Annotated in this window: 6 protein-coding genes; all 6 read right to left on the bottom strand. The window is 53.8% G+C overall.

Going from position 1 to position 15,492, the window contains the following annotated elements:
* Nucleotides 1-56 precede the first annotated feature (56 nt).
* Nucleotides 57-722, bottom strand: a complete 666-nt coding sequence (locus M0D42_RS03515; protein WP_265020225.1) for a sugar transferase — start codon at nucleotides 720-722, stop codon at nucleotides 57-59.
* Between the two features lie 555 nt (nucleotides 723-1,277).
* Nucleotides 1,278-2,552 carry a GumC family protein gene (locus tag M0D42_RS03510; protein WP_265020224.1) on the bottom strand — a complete coding sequence of 425 codons (1,275 nt, stop codon included), beginning with the start codon at nucleotides 2,550-2,552 and terminating at the stop codon, nucleotides 1,278-1,280.
* 76 nt (nucleotides 2,553-2,628) lie between these two features.
* Complete coding sequence (locus M0D42_RS03505; protein ID WP_265020223.1) at nucleotides 2,629-3,354, bottom strand: 4'-phosphopantetheinyl transferase family protein; 726 nt, start codon at nucleotides 3,352-3,354, stop codon at nucleotides 2,629-2,631.
* The gene (locus M0D42_RS03500) at nucleotides 3,351-8,015 is read right to left on the bottom strand and encodes a MupA/Atu3671 family FMN-dependent luciferase-like monooxygenase (RefSeq protein WP_265020222.1); all 4,665 of its coding nucleotides are present in this window, start codon (nucleotides 8,013-8,015) and stop codon (nucleotides 3,351-3,353) included. The genes M0D42_RS03505 and M0D42_RS03500 overlap by 4 nt, the downstream gene beginning before the upstream one ends.
* Nucleotides 8,015-9,043, bottom strand: coding sequence for a glycosyltransferase (locus tag M0D42_RS03495; protein WP_265020221.1), 1,029 nt, complete (start codon nucleotides 9,041-9,043; stop codon nucleotides 8,015-8,017). The genes M0D42_RS03500 and M0D42_RS03495 overlap by 1 nt, the downstream gene beginning before the upstream one ends.
* A gap of 3 nt (nucleotides 9,044-9,046) precedes the next feature.
* A complete protein-coding gene (locus tag M0D42_RS03490; protein ID WP_265020220.1) occupies nucleotides 9,047-15,442 on the bottom strand; it encodes a type I polyketide synthase in 6,396 nt (2,131 codons plus the stop codon).
* Nucleotides 15,443-15,492 lie beyond the last annotated feature (50 nt).

Here is a 15,492-nt window from a genome sequence, read left to right as displayed (position 1 = left end):
AAAGCAAAAAAGCACGCCATTTTTGTGGCGTGCTTTCTAAACTGTTGCGCCGAATGTCAGTGACCGTTGGCTCGAAGCACCACCGTTACCGTTTTAGCCATGACAGCGAGATCAGCCCCAAAGCTCAACTCTTCATGATATTGGTTATCGTAAAAGGCCCGCTGCTTGAAGCTGGCTTCATTCCGTTCCGAAACTTGCCAAAGACCGGTAATACCTGGGCGCATATTATAGCAGGCGCGGCCTGGGTAGATTTCTTGCTGGCAAGGCAGCATAGGGCGTGGGCCAACAAGCGACATATCCCCCATCATCACGTTCCAAAGCTGCGGCAGTTCATCCAGCGAAGTTTTACGAATGAAATGACCGACCTTGGTGATGCGCGGATCGTGGCGAAGCTTTTGCTTTTCGTCCCATTCTTCACGCGCTTCAGGGTTCTTGCTGAGGTACTCTGTCAACAGAGCATCAGCATCCTGAACCATGCTACGAAGTTTGATGATCGAGAACTCTCGTCCGCCGCGTCCCACACGTTTTTGCGTGTAGAATGGCGACTTGCCATCCATTGCGACCATCACCGCTGTGACAACCACAACGATCAACGTTGGTATCGCCAAAAGCGCAACGATCAAAAGATCGAAAATACGCTTAGCGAATGCGCGGTACAGACCGGGGGCCGGACTGTCTGCAAGCTGCACAGGCGCATAATTGCGCCGTTCAAAGTATGCCATCCCACTTCCTCTGTTCGGATAGCAGACCGCAAGGAAACATCCGCCGAAAATCGGCGATTTGATCTGAGGTTCAGATCAATGAGAGTTTTGCTAATCGTTGCCCCCGATAGGCTGAAGCTCAGCCAAGGCAAAACTCTGACATTTCGTTGTGTGGCTATCCAGTAGACCCAACTTTCATCGAAAACTTATCAAATAAGGCGAAAATCGTCCACAAATTTGCAATACACGCATAGGTTTAATACATTGTATTTATTGACTTTTTAAAGAGATAGGCAAAATTTTGGCATATTTTCTGCATAATTGGAGGCAATTCAGACATTGATCGTCTCTTAAAATTAGCCAATCCATTAATAATCGAATTTTTGTTTCCGCTGACAGGCCAATCAGTGTTTCCAAAACCCAATCAATTCAGACGTGTAGCGGAAATTTATTCCAGTTCACGACTCTTTAACGCGCATATTCCTTCATCAGTTGAATTTGATTCGCCGACTTAGGTAATTCTGACGAAAAAAAGGCACCCAAATGGATGCCTCTTTGAAGGATAAACCGGGAGTATCAGCGGATAGAGACGATCGCCGCCACAGCGAAGAATGCGATGGCAAAAACCAGAATACCAATCGTCCAGAAAATGCGCCGCCAGGTACGCTCACGGGCAACATGCACATTTGGAATGACGGCCACGGCGCGCAATCCAAGATGTCTCTCCAACTGGGTTTCAGTGCGAATGATCGGATTGCGCAACTCGAGGAACAAAACAATCACCACACCTGCCATTGCTGCCAGGATCGAGCCCAAAAGCGCAATGCGCTTTCTGTTTGGAGCAATAGGGTGTTCTGGCGGAACCGCCCCTTCCAAAATACGGAAGCTTTCACCCTGACGGCTGGCCTGCAGCATCAGGCTCATTTCAGCTTCGGCCTGATTGCGCGTAATCACCTGATACTGATCCGTCAGTTTTTGAAGCTCGCGCTCCAAAGCACTGAGTTCGCGTTCAATGTCTGGCGCATTTTGGATCCGCTCCGAAGCTCGCGCTATCTGCAAATCCAAAAGAGCCGCCTGCTCTCTCAACTGAGCTAAGCTATTGGCGACCAGTGTATTTCTTGTGCCGCGATTGCCGGTGTTCAGATCAATGATCTCTCGCTCAATCGCCAATCGATCTTGGCGCAGAGTGGTGAGCTGATCTCGCTGAGAGCTCAACCCCGCGTTCAAACTGTCTACGTTTTCGCGCTTGAATGCCGCAATCCGGGTCTCGAGCGCCGCTATATCTTGTCCAAGCCGGGCCTCTTCGCTTTCAAAAAACGCAAGCGTTTCAGTTGCCTGAGCTTCGCGGCGGCTCCGGTTCTGATCCAAGACGTTGCTCACCAGCGTGTTGGCAACACGTGCTGCCACCTCAGGATCCCCTAAACGCACAGTGATATTCAAAGCCGTGGGAATGACATCAGGGCGCCAGGCCAAAGCAGGGTCGCTTACGCGCACCACACGTGCAGCTAGGCGCAATGCGGTGACCTTTTGTGCCTCGGTCATGTTAGGGACTTCGGAAAACAGGTTTTCTTGGTCAATGATAGCCAACAGATTATCGCGAGACATCACACGTTGTTCTATGATCTGAAGCTGTTGCAGCGTGCGCGCATTCGCGGCCGACGCACTTCCAAATGTAGAGGCTTCTACTTGTGACTGTTCGATCTGGATGACAGCAGAGGATTCATATTCACGCGGCAAGCTTACTGCATAGAACAAAGACGCAGCCACACCCGCCGCCAAAATCAGCGCCAACAGCACAATGTGGCGCAAAAATGCGCCAAAAATCTCATCAAGCGTTGATAGCCCGTTCATCTCAAGTGCCTCTAATTCACGCGCAATTTATGGCGCATTTCTTGCTCTTGATACAGGCTATGCCACTGTAATGTGTTTATCCGATGACCGAATTTGGATAATCGCTGCCAAATTCATGCCCTTCGGCAATATGGCAGATACTCAGGATTTGCTCACCGGCCTTTGTGGTCAAGCCGCTGAAAATCGTACCTTTTGAGAAGCCATTTACATCCAGCATTAGGCGTGCATCGAACCGACCCTGTTTGTCAAAGACCACGGACAAGGCGTGGAAATCAAACATCGTGCGGCTCACCGCGTACTGGCACTTATAGATGGCTTCCTTTGCACTGAAGAAACGGCGGGCGACGAGGCCACGCGTTTCAAAAGGCAGCTGGCGCAGCCAAGCCAATTCCTCAGGGCGACAGATTTCACTGAAAATCTCAGCCTCGAGCGGCAGTGCCGGTTCAATATCAATACCAAGCGCTTTAAAGCGCTCTCGCTCCCCAACCACTGCGATACACGCCTTAGCATCATGCGCAATGCTTCCAACGACGGCGCGTGGCCATACGGGTGCGCGATCCTCCCCGACCGGAATCGCAGAAGGAGCACGGCCCAGAGCCAGAAGCGCACGGCGCGCCGCCATGCGACCAGCTGCAAATTCCGTTTGACGTGCGGGCGTGGCGTTTTGAATTGCGCTTTCTTCGGCAGGCCATAGTGGTTCAGCCTCCCCTTTGGCATCCGTAACCGACACAGCGACCCCGGCGGGCACCAATGTTCGCGCGGACATTTCAAGCATGGAAAGGCGACGAATAAGACTGCTCATGATTGTTTCTCCCGACGGCGGGCGCGCATCGCGCGGCGCTTGGCCATCGCGTCTTGGCGACTAGAGGCACCCTCGGTTTGAACTTCGGGTTGCGTTTTGGGTGCTTCCGCTTCTGCTGGCACTTCAGATATGGTTTTCGGTTGCTGAGCCCCAACCAGAGTTTCAATGCGCCCCGCGATCCCACCTAAGGTTGGGAAGCGGAAGATATCAGTGATGGACACGCCCTTGAAACCCAGCTGGTCGCGGATTTCCCGATGGGCCTGTACTGCAAGGAGGCTATGACCACCCAGATCAAAAAAGTTGTCACCTGGCGCCACGGATTGAACACCCAAGATGCGTGACCAAAGCTCTGCGATCTGCTGTGCAACCGGCGAGCCATCTGAAGCTTCAACAGCCGCCACGACAGGTTGAGGGGCAGCGGTTTTTTTCTGCGGTTTCGGCAGAGCCTTGCGATCTACTTTCTTGTTGGGGGTCAGAGGGAAGACCTCTAGTCGAACAAAGTGACTTGGAACCATATATGACGGGACATGCGCATTCAGCTGATCGCGCATCTGCGTCTCCGTTGCGGAACCCTGTGTATAGGCGACCAAACGAATATCCCCCGGCGTATCTTCGCGTGTGATAACAACGGCTTGGGATACGTTTGGCAGATCTTCCAGTCGACTTTCGATTTCGCCAAGTTCAATGCGGTAGCCGCGCAGCTTCACCTGATGATCCGCCCGGCCTATAAAATCTAATGCACCATCAAATCGGCGCTGTACCAGATCACCTGTCCGGTAGAGCTTTCCACCACCACTGAAGGGATCGTCGACAAATCGATCCGACGTCAGATCATCGCGCTTCCAATAACCACGAGTAACACCCGCGCCGCCGATCAACAGCTCTCCTGGAACGCCAAATGGAACTGGCTTCATTGCATTATCGACCACATAAAGTGATGTATTCGCAATGGGTTGACCAATATTCGCAGTCGTTTCCCGCGCAGATACCGCCCCTGTTGAGGACCAAATGGTTGTCTCTGTCGGACCATACATATTAGTGACATCGGCATCGGTCAGCTGTGCCAGTTGCGCAACCAAAGAACCTGGCAATGCTTCGCCACCCAAATACAGGCGCTTCACCTGACGCAGAGCGGTGGAGGCTTCGTCACTCATGGTCAGCAGACGCGCCATAGAAGGCGTACACTGCATATGCGTGACTTTATGGCGAATGATCTGGCCCGCGATGGATACATCATCTGCCGACACAGCCTCACCACCCTTGGTGGCTTTCACAACCTCTGCAAGTGGGCGCAAGCCCTCCAATACAACATCGGTATCGATGCCGTAGTCGATCAGGCATGCAACCTCGGTCACGCCAATCCGCTTCAATTCTTCGACCCGCTGAAGGCAATCATCCACCGTGCCAAAGAGACCTGAATCCTCGAAGTACCGCAGGAAGGCAAACTCTAGAATGCCTTCCAACTCGTCTTCGTTGAGGCTGCCGAGATCGAGCTCAAAAGGGTTGTTCACACCTTCTGGCTTCTTGAAGGCCGGGAAGGCCCAGGCGTATTGCTTAATCAATCCAGCCGCAGAGCGCAGGTAGTCTTTCATGGGCTCCCGCGCAATTTCGCGAACGGTTTCACGATCATCGCCAACAAAAGTGTGCAGCATCAGGGTGACTTTGAAATCATCAGGGCGATAACCCGCGTCCTTCAAAGCTGACCGATAGAGCTTAATTTTTTCAGCGACTTCATCAACGCTTTGCCCCAGAAGGTGGGTCAGAACATGTGCGCCACTGCGCCCGGCTTCTTTCCAGGTCTCAGGGTTACCGGCAGTCGTCACCCAGACGTCTAACTCTTTTGACATCGGACGTGGTTGCGTGACCACTGCATGTGGCGTGCCGTCTGCACGAGGAAACTCCACGGCTTCCCCACGCCAGAGTTTGCGCAGATCTTTGATTTGTTCAAACATTGCGGGCTTGTTTGCGGGGGGCGTGTTTTCAGGGCGCAGCACGAAATCATCCGGCTGCCAGCCACTGGCAATCGCTAGCCCGGCTTTGCCGTCTGTAAGATTGTCAATCACCGCCCATTCTTCGGCAATGCGAGCCGTGTGATGTAGCGGTGCGACACAGCTGCCAGCCCTCACACCAATATTCTTCGTTGCACCGGCAACGGCAGCACCGGTTACAGATGGATTTGGATATGGGCCGCCAAAGGCATGGAAGTGACGCTCTGGCGTCCAGACGGCGCAAAAACCGTTCTCATCGGCAAACTGCGCGCCCTCCAACAGCAGCCGGTATTTCCCGCGCCCTGCGCCATCATCGTTGCCCCAATAGTAGAGGCTAAAGTCCATCCCCTGCCCGTCGGAGCCAATGGGACCATCTGAAATCTGCGTTGCACTCTCGTCACCAGAGATCACCACCTTATGGCCACGAGACAGGGTGTAGAAAAGCTCAAGAACAGAGATATCAAACGACAGGCTTGTGACCGCGAGCCAGGTGGCTGGCCCCTCGGACGTCACGCGCGTATCCATGCCCGCAAAGAAATTGATTACATTGCCATGTTCAACCATGACCCCCTTTGGGCGACCGGTAGAGCCGGAGGTGAAAATCAAATAGGCGAGGTCATTGCCTGCGACATCTGCATTTAGGGAGTCGGTCGAAGCATCGACGAGAGCTGGATCGGAGTCGATGAGCAGTACATTAGCATCAGAATTTGGCAGCTCACCTGCAATGGCTGTCTGCGAAACCACAAACTTCGCTGCACTATCTTCCAGATAGATCGCAATACGATCTGCCGGGAACCCTGGGTCCAGCGGCAGATAGGCCGCACCCGCCTTCATCACAGCAAGGCAGGCCACCACGAGGTCGAGCGATCTGCGGCAGTGCACACCAACGATGTCCCCAGCTCTTACGCCTCGACTTATTAGGAGCTGCGCGCATTGGTTAGACCGCTGATCGAGCTCAGCATAGCTCAATGCGTCATGTTCAAAGACAATCGCGGTCTCATCTGGCGTCCGCGCTGCCTGAGCGCTGATGGCCTTATGAACAGTGGCTTTCGGATCAATGTCGATCTCTTCTCCAAGCCAGCCCGTCAAGAGCAACTGACGCTCTGCATCTGGCAGAACATTGATCTCAGCGATGCGAGGTGCGTCGTTTTCAAAGGCGTTCAGCACCTTCTCAAGACGCGCGGCCAAGAATTCGGCATGCTGCCGTGTCAACCGGTTTTCATCATAGCGCAGGCGCGCACTGCCACCGTTGATCATGACATTGATCGCCGCTCCCAAAAGAGGCCCGGCATCAGGATCTGTAACGATCGCCAGCTCCGGCGTATCGAAAGCTTGAATATCCGGCGCACGCGCAACGAGATCAAGCGCAAAGCCGTCCATTTCCTCTGCTTTATCAATGACCTGCGAGACGATGCTGACCGCCTCAGAGATCGAAACCTTTCCATCCAGACCAGCGGATACAGGCACCCAGTCCGACAGATAGCCGGCTGAAGACGTCTGCCCCTCATTGCGATAGGCAATACCAGTGCCCTCTTCAGCACCGGATGCTTGCGCGAAGATCATAGCGGCTGCCTGAATCTGCCGCTCGCTCAAGTTCACGGGAACCGAGAGTTTGGCAGTTTGCCAATTCGCCGGCTCCTCAGAAACACAGATAAAAGGCAAACGCATTGGAACGAATTCAGAGAGCTTTTCGCGCCAGAAGGATTCAAAACGGGCGACCTGAGACAGGGCTTTATTGATGGTTTCACTATTCCGGCTTGCAGCCAAACGCTGCCCTACCACCGCTGTGCTCAGATCAGTCGGGCGACCAGATTGATCTGTGAGGCCCTTCAGTTGCACAGCGCCATCTGCACAACTTACAAGCAACCCGTCATCATCCAAAGCCAGTACTTCGCCATTTTCGCCTTTTGCCGGAGAGGCTGCAATATCAGTGACCAGATAAATGTCCTGATCAATCATCACCTTAGGGGCGGATAGCGGGTTGAAATAACCACCATGATCCAAGGCTCGAACCAGTGCGATCAGCTCTGTTTGTGTCTTTGTGAAATCCAGCCGTCCCCCGGCATCTGGCCGATCGACCAGACCAAAATATGACCGGTGTGAGAGATTTTGAGGAACGCTCGGCAGCGTGGAAGCTTCCAGTGCTGCGATCACATCCGGGAAGCTTTCAATGGCGGCTTCAAAACACTTGGTGTTCAGAGTCAGCGCTGTGTCTTTTTCCGTGATTGCGAAATCACGTTGCACAAGGATATCGCCCTCATCCACAGCGCCTTCGATCATGTGCCAGGTGATACCATGAGTGGCCTCTCCGTTCAGCCGAGCCCAAACCGGCGCGTTTAGCCCTGCATATGCTGGCAAAGGCCCATCGTGGAAGTTGACCGCACCTTTCTTGGCCAAGGCAAGATGAGCGTCTGGAACGATCTGCAAATTTGCGATGCTAAGCAGCCAGTCAAACCCGCTTGAAAGTTCAACATCAGCAAGCGTACCCGCGTGTTGTACGACGTTCACACCCGCATCTTTCGCCCAACGCGCTATCTCTGCGTTTCGGGTGACAATCGTGGCTATTTCATGTCCAGACTGCTGCCACAGCGTTGCACATTGGATCAGAAGCGACTCGTTTCCGATCATCACGGCCGATTGGCGTTCCATTGCTGCAGCTTGGTCCAAACTCATCACTTTGCTCCATCCAAGGGCAATAAACCCCTAGGAAAATTAACTTTTCTAGGCCGCTTCAACATGCCTGTCAGGGCGGCTTTCAAAGCATGTTGTGCCATATCAATGAGGAAATATTTTGGCTCACCCATGGATTTACCTTGCAGCGCAAAACGCAGCCGCGCGATCGAGCCGCCAAGCAAATGCGCGAGTGTCGCGAGAAATGCATAGCCTGCGCCGTGGTTTGACACAAAATAATGTAGGCGAGAGTCGAGCCAGAACTTCGGTATGCGTTCCCAAGTCTTCATACCTGTCGACACCGACCCGATATGCTCCACTTCGCTCTCACGAACATAGTCGACAGACCAACCTGCACGCTGCGCACGTAGGCAAAGATCGGTTTCTTCAAAGTAGAGAAAGAATGTCTCATCAAAGAGGCCGATTTCTTCCAGCACTTCTCGGCGGATCAGAACGGATGCACCGGCCGTCCATCCGACCGAAATGGTCTCTGAAGGGATTGGTAACGGAACGATTGAATTCCGAAGCAGTCGTGAAATCGGGCCAAGTTTGGCAGATCCTTCCAGTTCTCCGGCGATGCTGGGAAATCGAAATGCTGTAAGATGTGGCTCACCGTCTGAACCGTGGATGTAACTCCCTGCGAACCCGGTTTTGGGATTTTCTTCCAGATGCTTATAGAGCTTTCGAATAGCCCCATCATGTGGAAATGCATCAGAGTTCTGGATGTAAATGTAGTCTGGGGCAGCACCTTCAATGCCTGTCCTTAGGCCATGTAAAACTCCGAAGTTATTGCCAGCGCCGAACCCACCATTGTGACCCGATTGCAGAACTTCAATGCGATCCGTTGACCAACCTTTGGCAACAGCCGATTCCGCCATTTTTTCAAACGAACCATCACGGCTGTCATTGTCGACAATCAAAATTCGCCCAAGCATGCCTTCCATCTCCCGCAGCGCGGCCTCTGCCGCACGCAGTGTCATGTCGGGCGTTTTGTAGTTCAGAATGATTGTTAAGACGCTTTTGTCGGTCATGCCTTACTCCGCGGCCCGTCGGAATGGTAGGATCACGGCTTTGCCGCGCTCTGCACGTTCGATTTCCTTGCGGATGTGGGTCGCCAGCACGCGCACATTGGGTTCAAGAACCATACTGTCATGATCCCCAGGCACTTCGGTGACATGCAGATCAGGCACATGCTGCCCCCAGTCATTGTCGGGCAGAACATATGTCCGTTCAGAGTTAACCCAGCGATCTTCGCTCACTTGCCATTTGCCAACCAATGGCGGTCGATAGAGTGCGACACGCCCGTCCCAATGATGCACCTGATATTTGGGCAAGGCACGATAGAAGGCCGCTTCAATCTCAGCATTGTGAAATTGACCGCCGTCTTCTTCGGTGGCTTCAGGCTGTCGCCGTTTTGCAAACTCCCAAAGAATGCGGTTCTTCGCCCACCGATAGAGATAACCCAGACCGCCTTTCCTTAACTCAAGCCATTGAATTTTAATGCGATCTTGGGTGCTAAGCGCACGACGCACTGGCAAGGGTGTGTCCAACATGACAACCAAAGAGACCTCTTCGCCCTGCTCTTTCAGCTGGCGCGCCATTTCATAGGCTGTCAGGCCACCGCCAGAGAAACCGCCCAGCATATAGGGGCCATGCGGCTGCACCTGACGCAGTTCCACAAGGTAATCACGCGCTGCTTCCGCGATGTCGTCGTGTGGCTCAGCGTCACCAAACAGACCGCGTGCTTGCAGGCCATAGAACGGCCGATCCGCACCAATCAGATGAGCTAGATGGCGCAGGTTCAGAACATTGCCATACATACCCGCCACCAAGAAGAACGGAGCCTTTTCACTATTGCCTGCCTGATGCATTGGAACAATGTGCGTATAGCGTCGTTCTGGTGCGATGGTTTCGGGCTTGGCTTCCGATGTGTCTTCACCAGTCTGATCACCAATCCGTTCAATGATCAGAGCCGCGCATTGCTCAATTGTCGGCGCTTCAAACAAGATCGAGATCGGGAACTCTGTCCTATAGGCCTTTTTGACCATCGCAAAGAGCCGCACAGCGATCAGCGAATGGCCACCCAGATCAAAGAAATTGTCCTGTACACCGACCTCTTCGATCCCAAGCAGGTCTTGCCAGAACCCGGTTAGCGTTCTCTCAACATCATTGCGAGGCGCAACAAAGTCATTGTCCAGATCAGGGCGTTCGAAACCTTGACTTTCCTCTTCTACATCAAGCGCTTGCGCATCGATTTGCGATTTCAACGCATCCAGATCAAGCGAGCTGACAATAATATTGCTGAGCCCGGTCCCAAGGGCACGACGCAACGCCTCGGAGCCTTGCACGGCAGGGATACCCTGAGAAAGGTTGTGTTGCAGGCGCTGTTCGTTTGCCGAGAGCTGAGGCGCTTGCTCTGCATCGTCGCGCACCAACTCTGATGCTGTAGGGCGCGGCAGATTTTTAGCTGTGAATTCACCTTCCAGCCGGCGAATAGTCAGACCATCAACTTCAACGCAAACGTTGCCACTTGTATCGGCCAAAACGACATCAAATCGCGCGCTGTTTTCTTTCGAAGAACCATCGCTTAGTGTGACCCAGCTGGTCACTTGACTTGGGAGCTCACCATAATGGCGCAATGCACCGTAACCTACTGGCACCCAAAGGTTTTCTGCAGAGTAACCTTCAATTAGATTCATCGCCCAACCGGTCCCTAAATCCAGCAGACCTGGATGCAGGGCCATTCCACTTGCCTCCTCGCGCAACGCGTCAGAGATCGAAAGTTGCGCCAGACCTTCTCCATCACCCAGCGCAGCTTTGCGCAGGACATTCCAGTGTTTCCCGAAATTCAGATGCGCCTCTTGCGGGCTGGTGAGGTGACCATCATCATTGGCCACTTCGATGTTCGGACAACGGGCAGTGATGACCGGCAGATCAAAAGCCTTCGCTTTTGGCAGTGACACCATAGAAACCCGCCCTTCGGCATGGCGCACAAAAGCGTCCTGATAGTCAGAGAGCAGCTCAAAGGCATACCCCAACTCATCAGGGGTCAAGCGAAGTTGCAGTTTCCGTGCTGCACCATCCTCAACATGCAATGCACGCAGGAAAGTAAGCTCTCGCACCTCATAGGCGGCGGTTTCATCAAGCACCTGCATCGCTTCAGCAAGTAACGCCAAATAGCCTGTGCCCGGGAAAATCGCCTCACCCTGTGCCGTGCGGTGCTGATCCAGCATCCAACAGGTTTCGGTGGAAACTTCGGCCTCAAACATCAAAGTTCCATCGTGCAGCACCTGCAGGTTCTGAAGTGTCTCCGCTTCGATCGGGCGGTGCATGATCTCTTCCGTTTCGCCAGACCTGTCAGCAATACTGTCAGCTGCCATGCCCACATCCGCCCAGATGCCCCAGTTGACGGCTGTCACCTGGGTCTGATCAGATTTCCGACTTTCCGCATAGGCGTTCAGGAACGTATTGGCCGCCACATAGTCAACCTGCCCTGCAGGTGTGAGAACTGTGGAGGTCGAGGAGAAGAGCGTCAGAAACTCTAATTCGCCATCGGCAAAAAGTTGATCCAACACCATGGTACCGTGCACCTTAGGCGCTAAGACATCCTCCACCTGCGCAGTGGTTTTTGCCAACAATGGCGCGTCGTCAATGGCGCCAGCTGCGTGGATCACACCGTGGATTTGTCCAAAGTGTTCTTTGACCTCTTCAATAGCAGCGCGCATCTCAACAATGTTGCAGACATCACCAACCACGACGCGGACCTGTCCGGGCAATTGTTCGAGCTGCTGTAACGTGCGGATTGTACGCGCTGTCTTGTCTGATTTCCCTCGGAAGCTTGCGATCTTAAGCCATTCACTGCGATCTGGCAGCTCAGAACGGTTGAGCAGAGCAACATTTGCCCCGGCTTCAAGCATCTCGCCTGCGACAGTGACGCCAATTCCACCAAAGCCACCGGTGATGAGATAGGTTTTCCCCTTCTCCCACTGCGCTAAAGAGCTTTCACCTACGCTGGTTTGTTTATGGCTGAGTTCAAACCGTTTTCCATCGCGGTATGCTGCTTGAAAGGACCGCGGATCAGCGATGAGATCTTCAAGCAGTTGGCCTGTAAGCCCCTCCGCCAATTCCACATCAATGCTGGCGCAGGTCATTCCTGGTACTTCGCGTGGGATGACACCCAACGGGCCACGAACGGTTGCTTTTTCAGGATAGGTCAACGCGTTTTTGCCAACCGACGCCGCCCCATTCGTGACGCATGTCAGTTGTACAGGCTGCGCCAGATTTTCATCGATGATCGCCTGGCCAAGGAACATCAACGAATGGAAGCCTTGCTCAAGATTGCGATGGAAAAAGCTGCTGCCCGGCCGGAAGGTCTCTTGCGAGGTCAGAAGCCACATATGCAGGATGCGATTTGGGGCCTGACCGTGGGCGATGAGCTCTTTTAGCAGCTGATCGTACCCTTCCCGGCCGCGTTCGGGCGAGAGCACGTATTGCGTATCAGATTTCTTCCCAAAGGCATCACCAGTCGTCACCTCGACAACAGAATGGCCGGCCTCTCTCAGGGTACGCGCAATGTCGGCCCCCAGACCGCCCTCATCGACAAAAATGAGCCACGACTGTGGATCGGCCAACGTTAGGTCATCCAGCACATCAACGTCGTATTCTGCGAACTTTGGTGTCCAGACAGGGCGGAAACCCCATTCAGACATATTTTCGTTGCGCATGACCTCTGCGGCGGCGGGAACATGACGATTGTCAGGCTCAATGAAATAAGACGCGCGTTGGAACTGATAACTCGGCAAAATCACCTTGTTGCGGCGTGCCTCTCCCCAAATTTGGGACCAGTCAAACTGCGCGCCATTCGCCCAAAGACGCCCAAGCACGCTCATGAAATAAAGGTCATCTTCGATCTCATGATCTGGGTGGCGCAGCGATGAGATGGCTTTGCCCTGCCCAACCGATGGGTGCATACCGGCCAAGGCGCTCAATGCCTTGCCGGGACCGACCTCAAGGAACACGCGGCCCGGAACTTGCGTCAGCTCGCTGATACAATCGACAAAGCGAACCGTTCCGCGCAGATGCTGCACCCAATAGTCTGGGTCAGTTGCTTCTTGATTGGTTAGCACCTGTCCGGTGCGATTAGACACAATGGGGACTTGCGGTGCGTTAAGCTCAATACTTTTGAGATAGTCACCAAATTGGACCAGTATCGGCTCCAGCATCCGCGAATGCGCGGCGATATCGATCGGAATTCTTTGAGCTTCTATGTCATTCTTAGCAAGTTCTTCCTGAAGCGCTTCCAAGGCCACATCTGGGCCTGAGACAACAGTCAGCTCAGCGGCGTTTTCCCCTGCGATATCAAGGTCTTTCCCCATGAAAGGCTCAAGGTCGCCGCGGGATAGGGAAACTGAAAGCATCCCGCCTTTAGGCACCGTTTCAAACAGTTGGCCACGCAGCAGCACGAGCCCGATGCAGTCTTCAAACGACATCACACCTGCCAAGCAAGCGGCAGTATTCTCACCCATCGAGTGACCGACCAAAACCGCAGGGTCAACCCCCCAGCTCTGCCAGAGTTTCGCGAGCGCATATTCAACGATCATGATCAGAGGCAGTTGCACCGAAGGGCGACGCAGTTCCGTTTCTGCCGCGTCTTTGGACATGCCTTCCGCCAGCCAAATACCGCGCGCATCCATGTCGGATTTTTCACTCAGGATCGCGAGGCCCTTGTCCATCCACTCTTGGAAGACTGGTTCGGTCTCATAGAGGTCATGACCCATGTTTACATGCTGTGCGCCGCCTCCGGGGAACATGAAAACAAGCTCTGGCACAGATGTTTCCGCAGAGTGGCTGAAGACGCGGCGCTGGTCCTTCCTTTCCAAAAGCTCAGCAGCCTCTTCGTGAGTTGAGGCCACAAGCACACGCCGCTTTTCAAAGGCACGACGCCCTTTTTGCAGGGTGTAGGCGATGTCCGCGAGGTTTTGTTCTGGATGTGTACGCAGATGCGCGGCCAAAGCTGCCGCATTGGCATCGAGCGCCTTATTGCTGCGGCCAGAAATTGTGAGAAGCTGGAAGGGCCAATCTGACTCTTCTGATGCCGGACGCGCCTGCGCCTCTTCTATGACCACATGCGCGTTGGTGCCTCCAACGCCAAGGGAATTGACCCCGGCACGACGCGGTCCCTTGTGAGATGTCCAGTCATTGAGCGCGTCATTCACGCGAAATGGGCTGGTTTCAAAATCAATAGCTGGGTTAGGCTTTTCAAAACCCAAGCTTGGGGGCAGTTGCTTATTCTTCAGCGACATGGCCGCCTTAATCAGGCTGGCGGCCCCGGCTGCGGTATCGAGGTGCCCAATATTGGTTTTCACCGATCCAACGCGACAATAACCGTTTTCGTCCGTGGTTTCTCGGAAGGCTTCAGTGAGCGCCGCGATCTCAATTGGATCGCCTAGGTAAGTCCCAGTGCCATGACACTCGACATAGTCGACTGTATCCGCTGGCACATCCGCCATCGCGAGTGCATCTGCGATGGCATTTGCTTGCCCATCGACAGAAGGTGCCAGATAGCCAGCTTTGTCAGAGCCATCGTTGTTCACGGCAGAGCCACGAATGACGGCCCAAATATGATCTCCGTCTGCAATCGCATCAGATATGCGCCGCAAGACCACCACGCCTGCCCCGCTACCAAAGACAGTTCCCTGCGCACGGTGATCAAAGGCATGGCAATGCCCGTCAGGAGATAGGATCTCGCCATCTTCAAAAATGTAGCCACGTTTGTGGGGGAGCTCGATTGTGACACCACCTGCCAGCGCCATATCGCATTCGCCATTGAGCAAAGACTGGCAGGCGTAATGTGCCGCCACCAATGAGGTGGAACAGGCTGTCTGCACCGAAAGGCTCGGCCCTTTAAGATCGAGAATGTGGCTCAGACGTGTAGACAGGAAGTCCTTGTCGTTGCCTGTGTGGCGGAGCAGGAACATACCGGTGTTGTCGACCAGATCACGATTGGAACAGATGTTGAAATAGAAATAGCTGCCCATGCCGCAGCCGCCAAAAACCCCGATAGGTCCCTTGAAGTTTTCCGGAACGTGGTTCGCGTTTTCAAGCGCTTCCCAACTCACTTCGAGGAACTGGCGATGCTGCGGATCCATAATCGCTGCCTCTTTCGGGCTCAACCCAAAGAACTCCGCATCAAACTTTTCGAAGTCTTTCAGCAGCGCAGCTGATTTCACGTAATTCTTGTGCTTCAGGCGCATCGGGCTTTCACCCGCATCCAGCAGCTCTTCTTCGGTCAGAGGAGAGATACACTCCACCCCGTCTCGCAGATTTTGCCAATACTCATCCAAGGTGGCAGACCCCGGCAAATGGGCCGCCATCCCCACAATCGCAATGTCATTTTCAGTCCAATAGTCGGACGTCTGCTTATCTGCCATGTATCACTCGATCATCGAAGCCTCGGTCCCAATGCGCGCGCGCAAGGGAC

Origin of the sequence: Cognatishimia activa, assembly GCF_026016445.1 — a bacterium.
In the GTDB taxonomy this organism is placed as follows: Bacteria; Pseudomonadota; Alphaproteobacteria; order Rhodobacterales; family Rhodobacteraceae; genus Cognatishimia; species Cognatishimia activa_B.
This window is presented reverse-complemented; position numbering and strand designations above follow the sequence as displayed.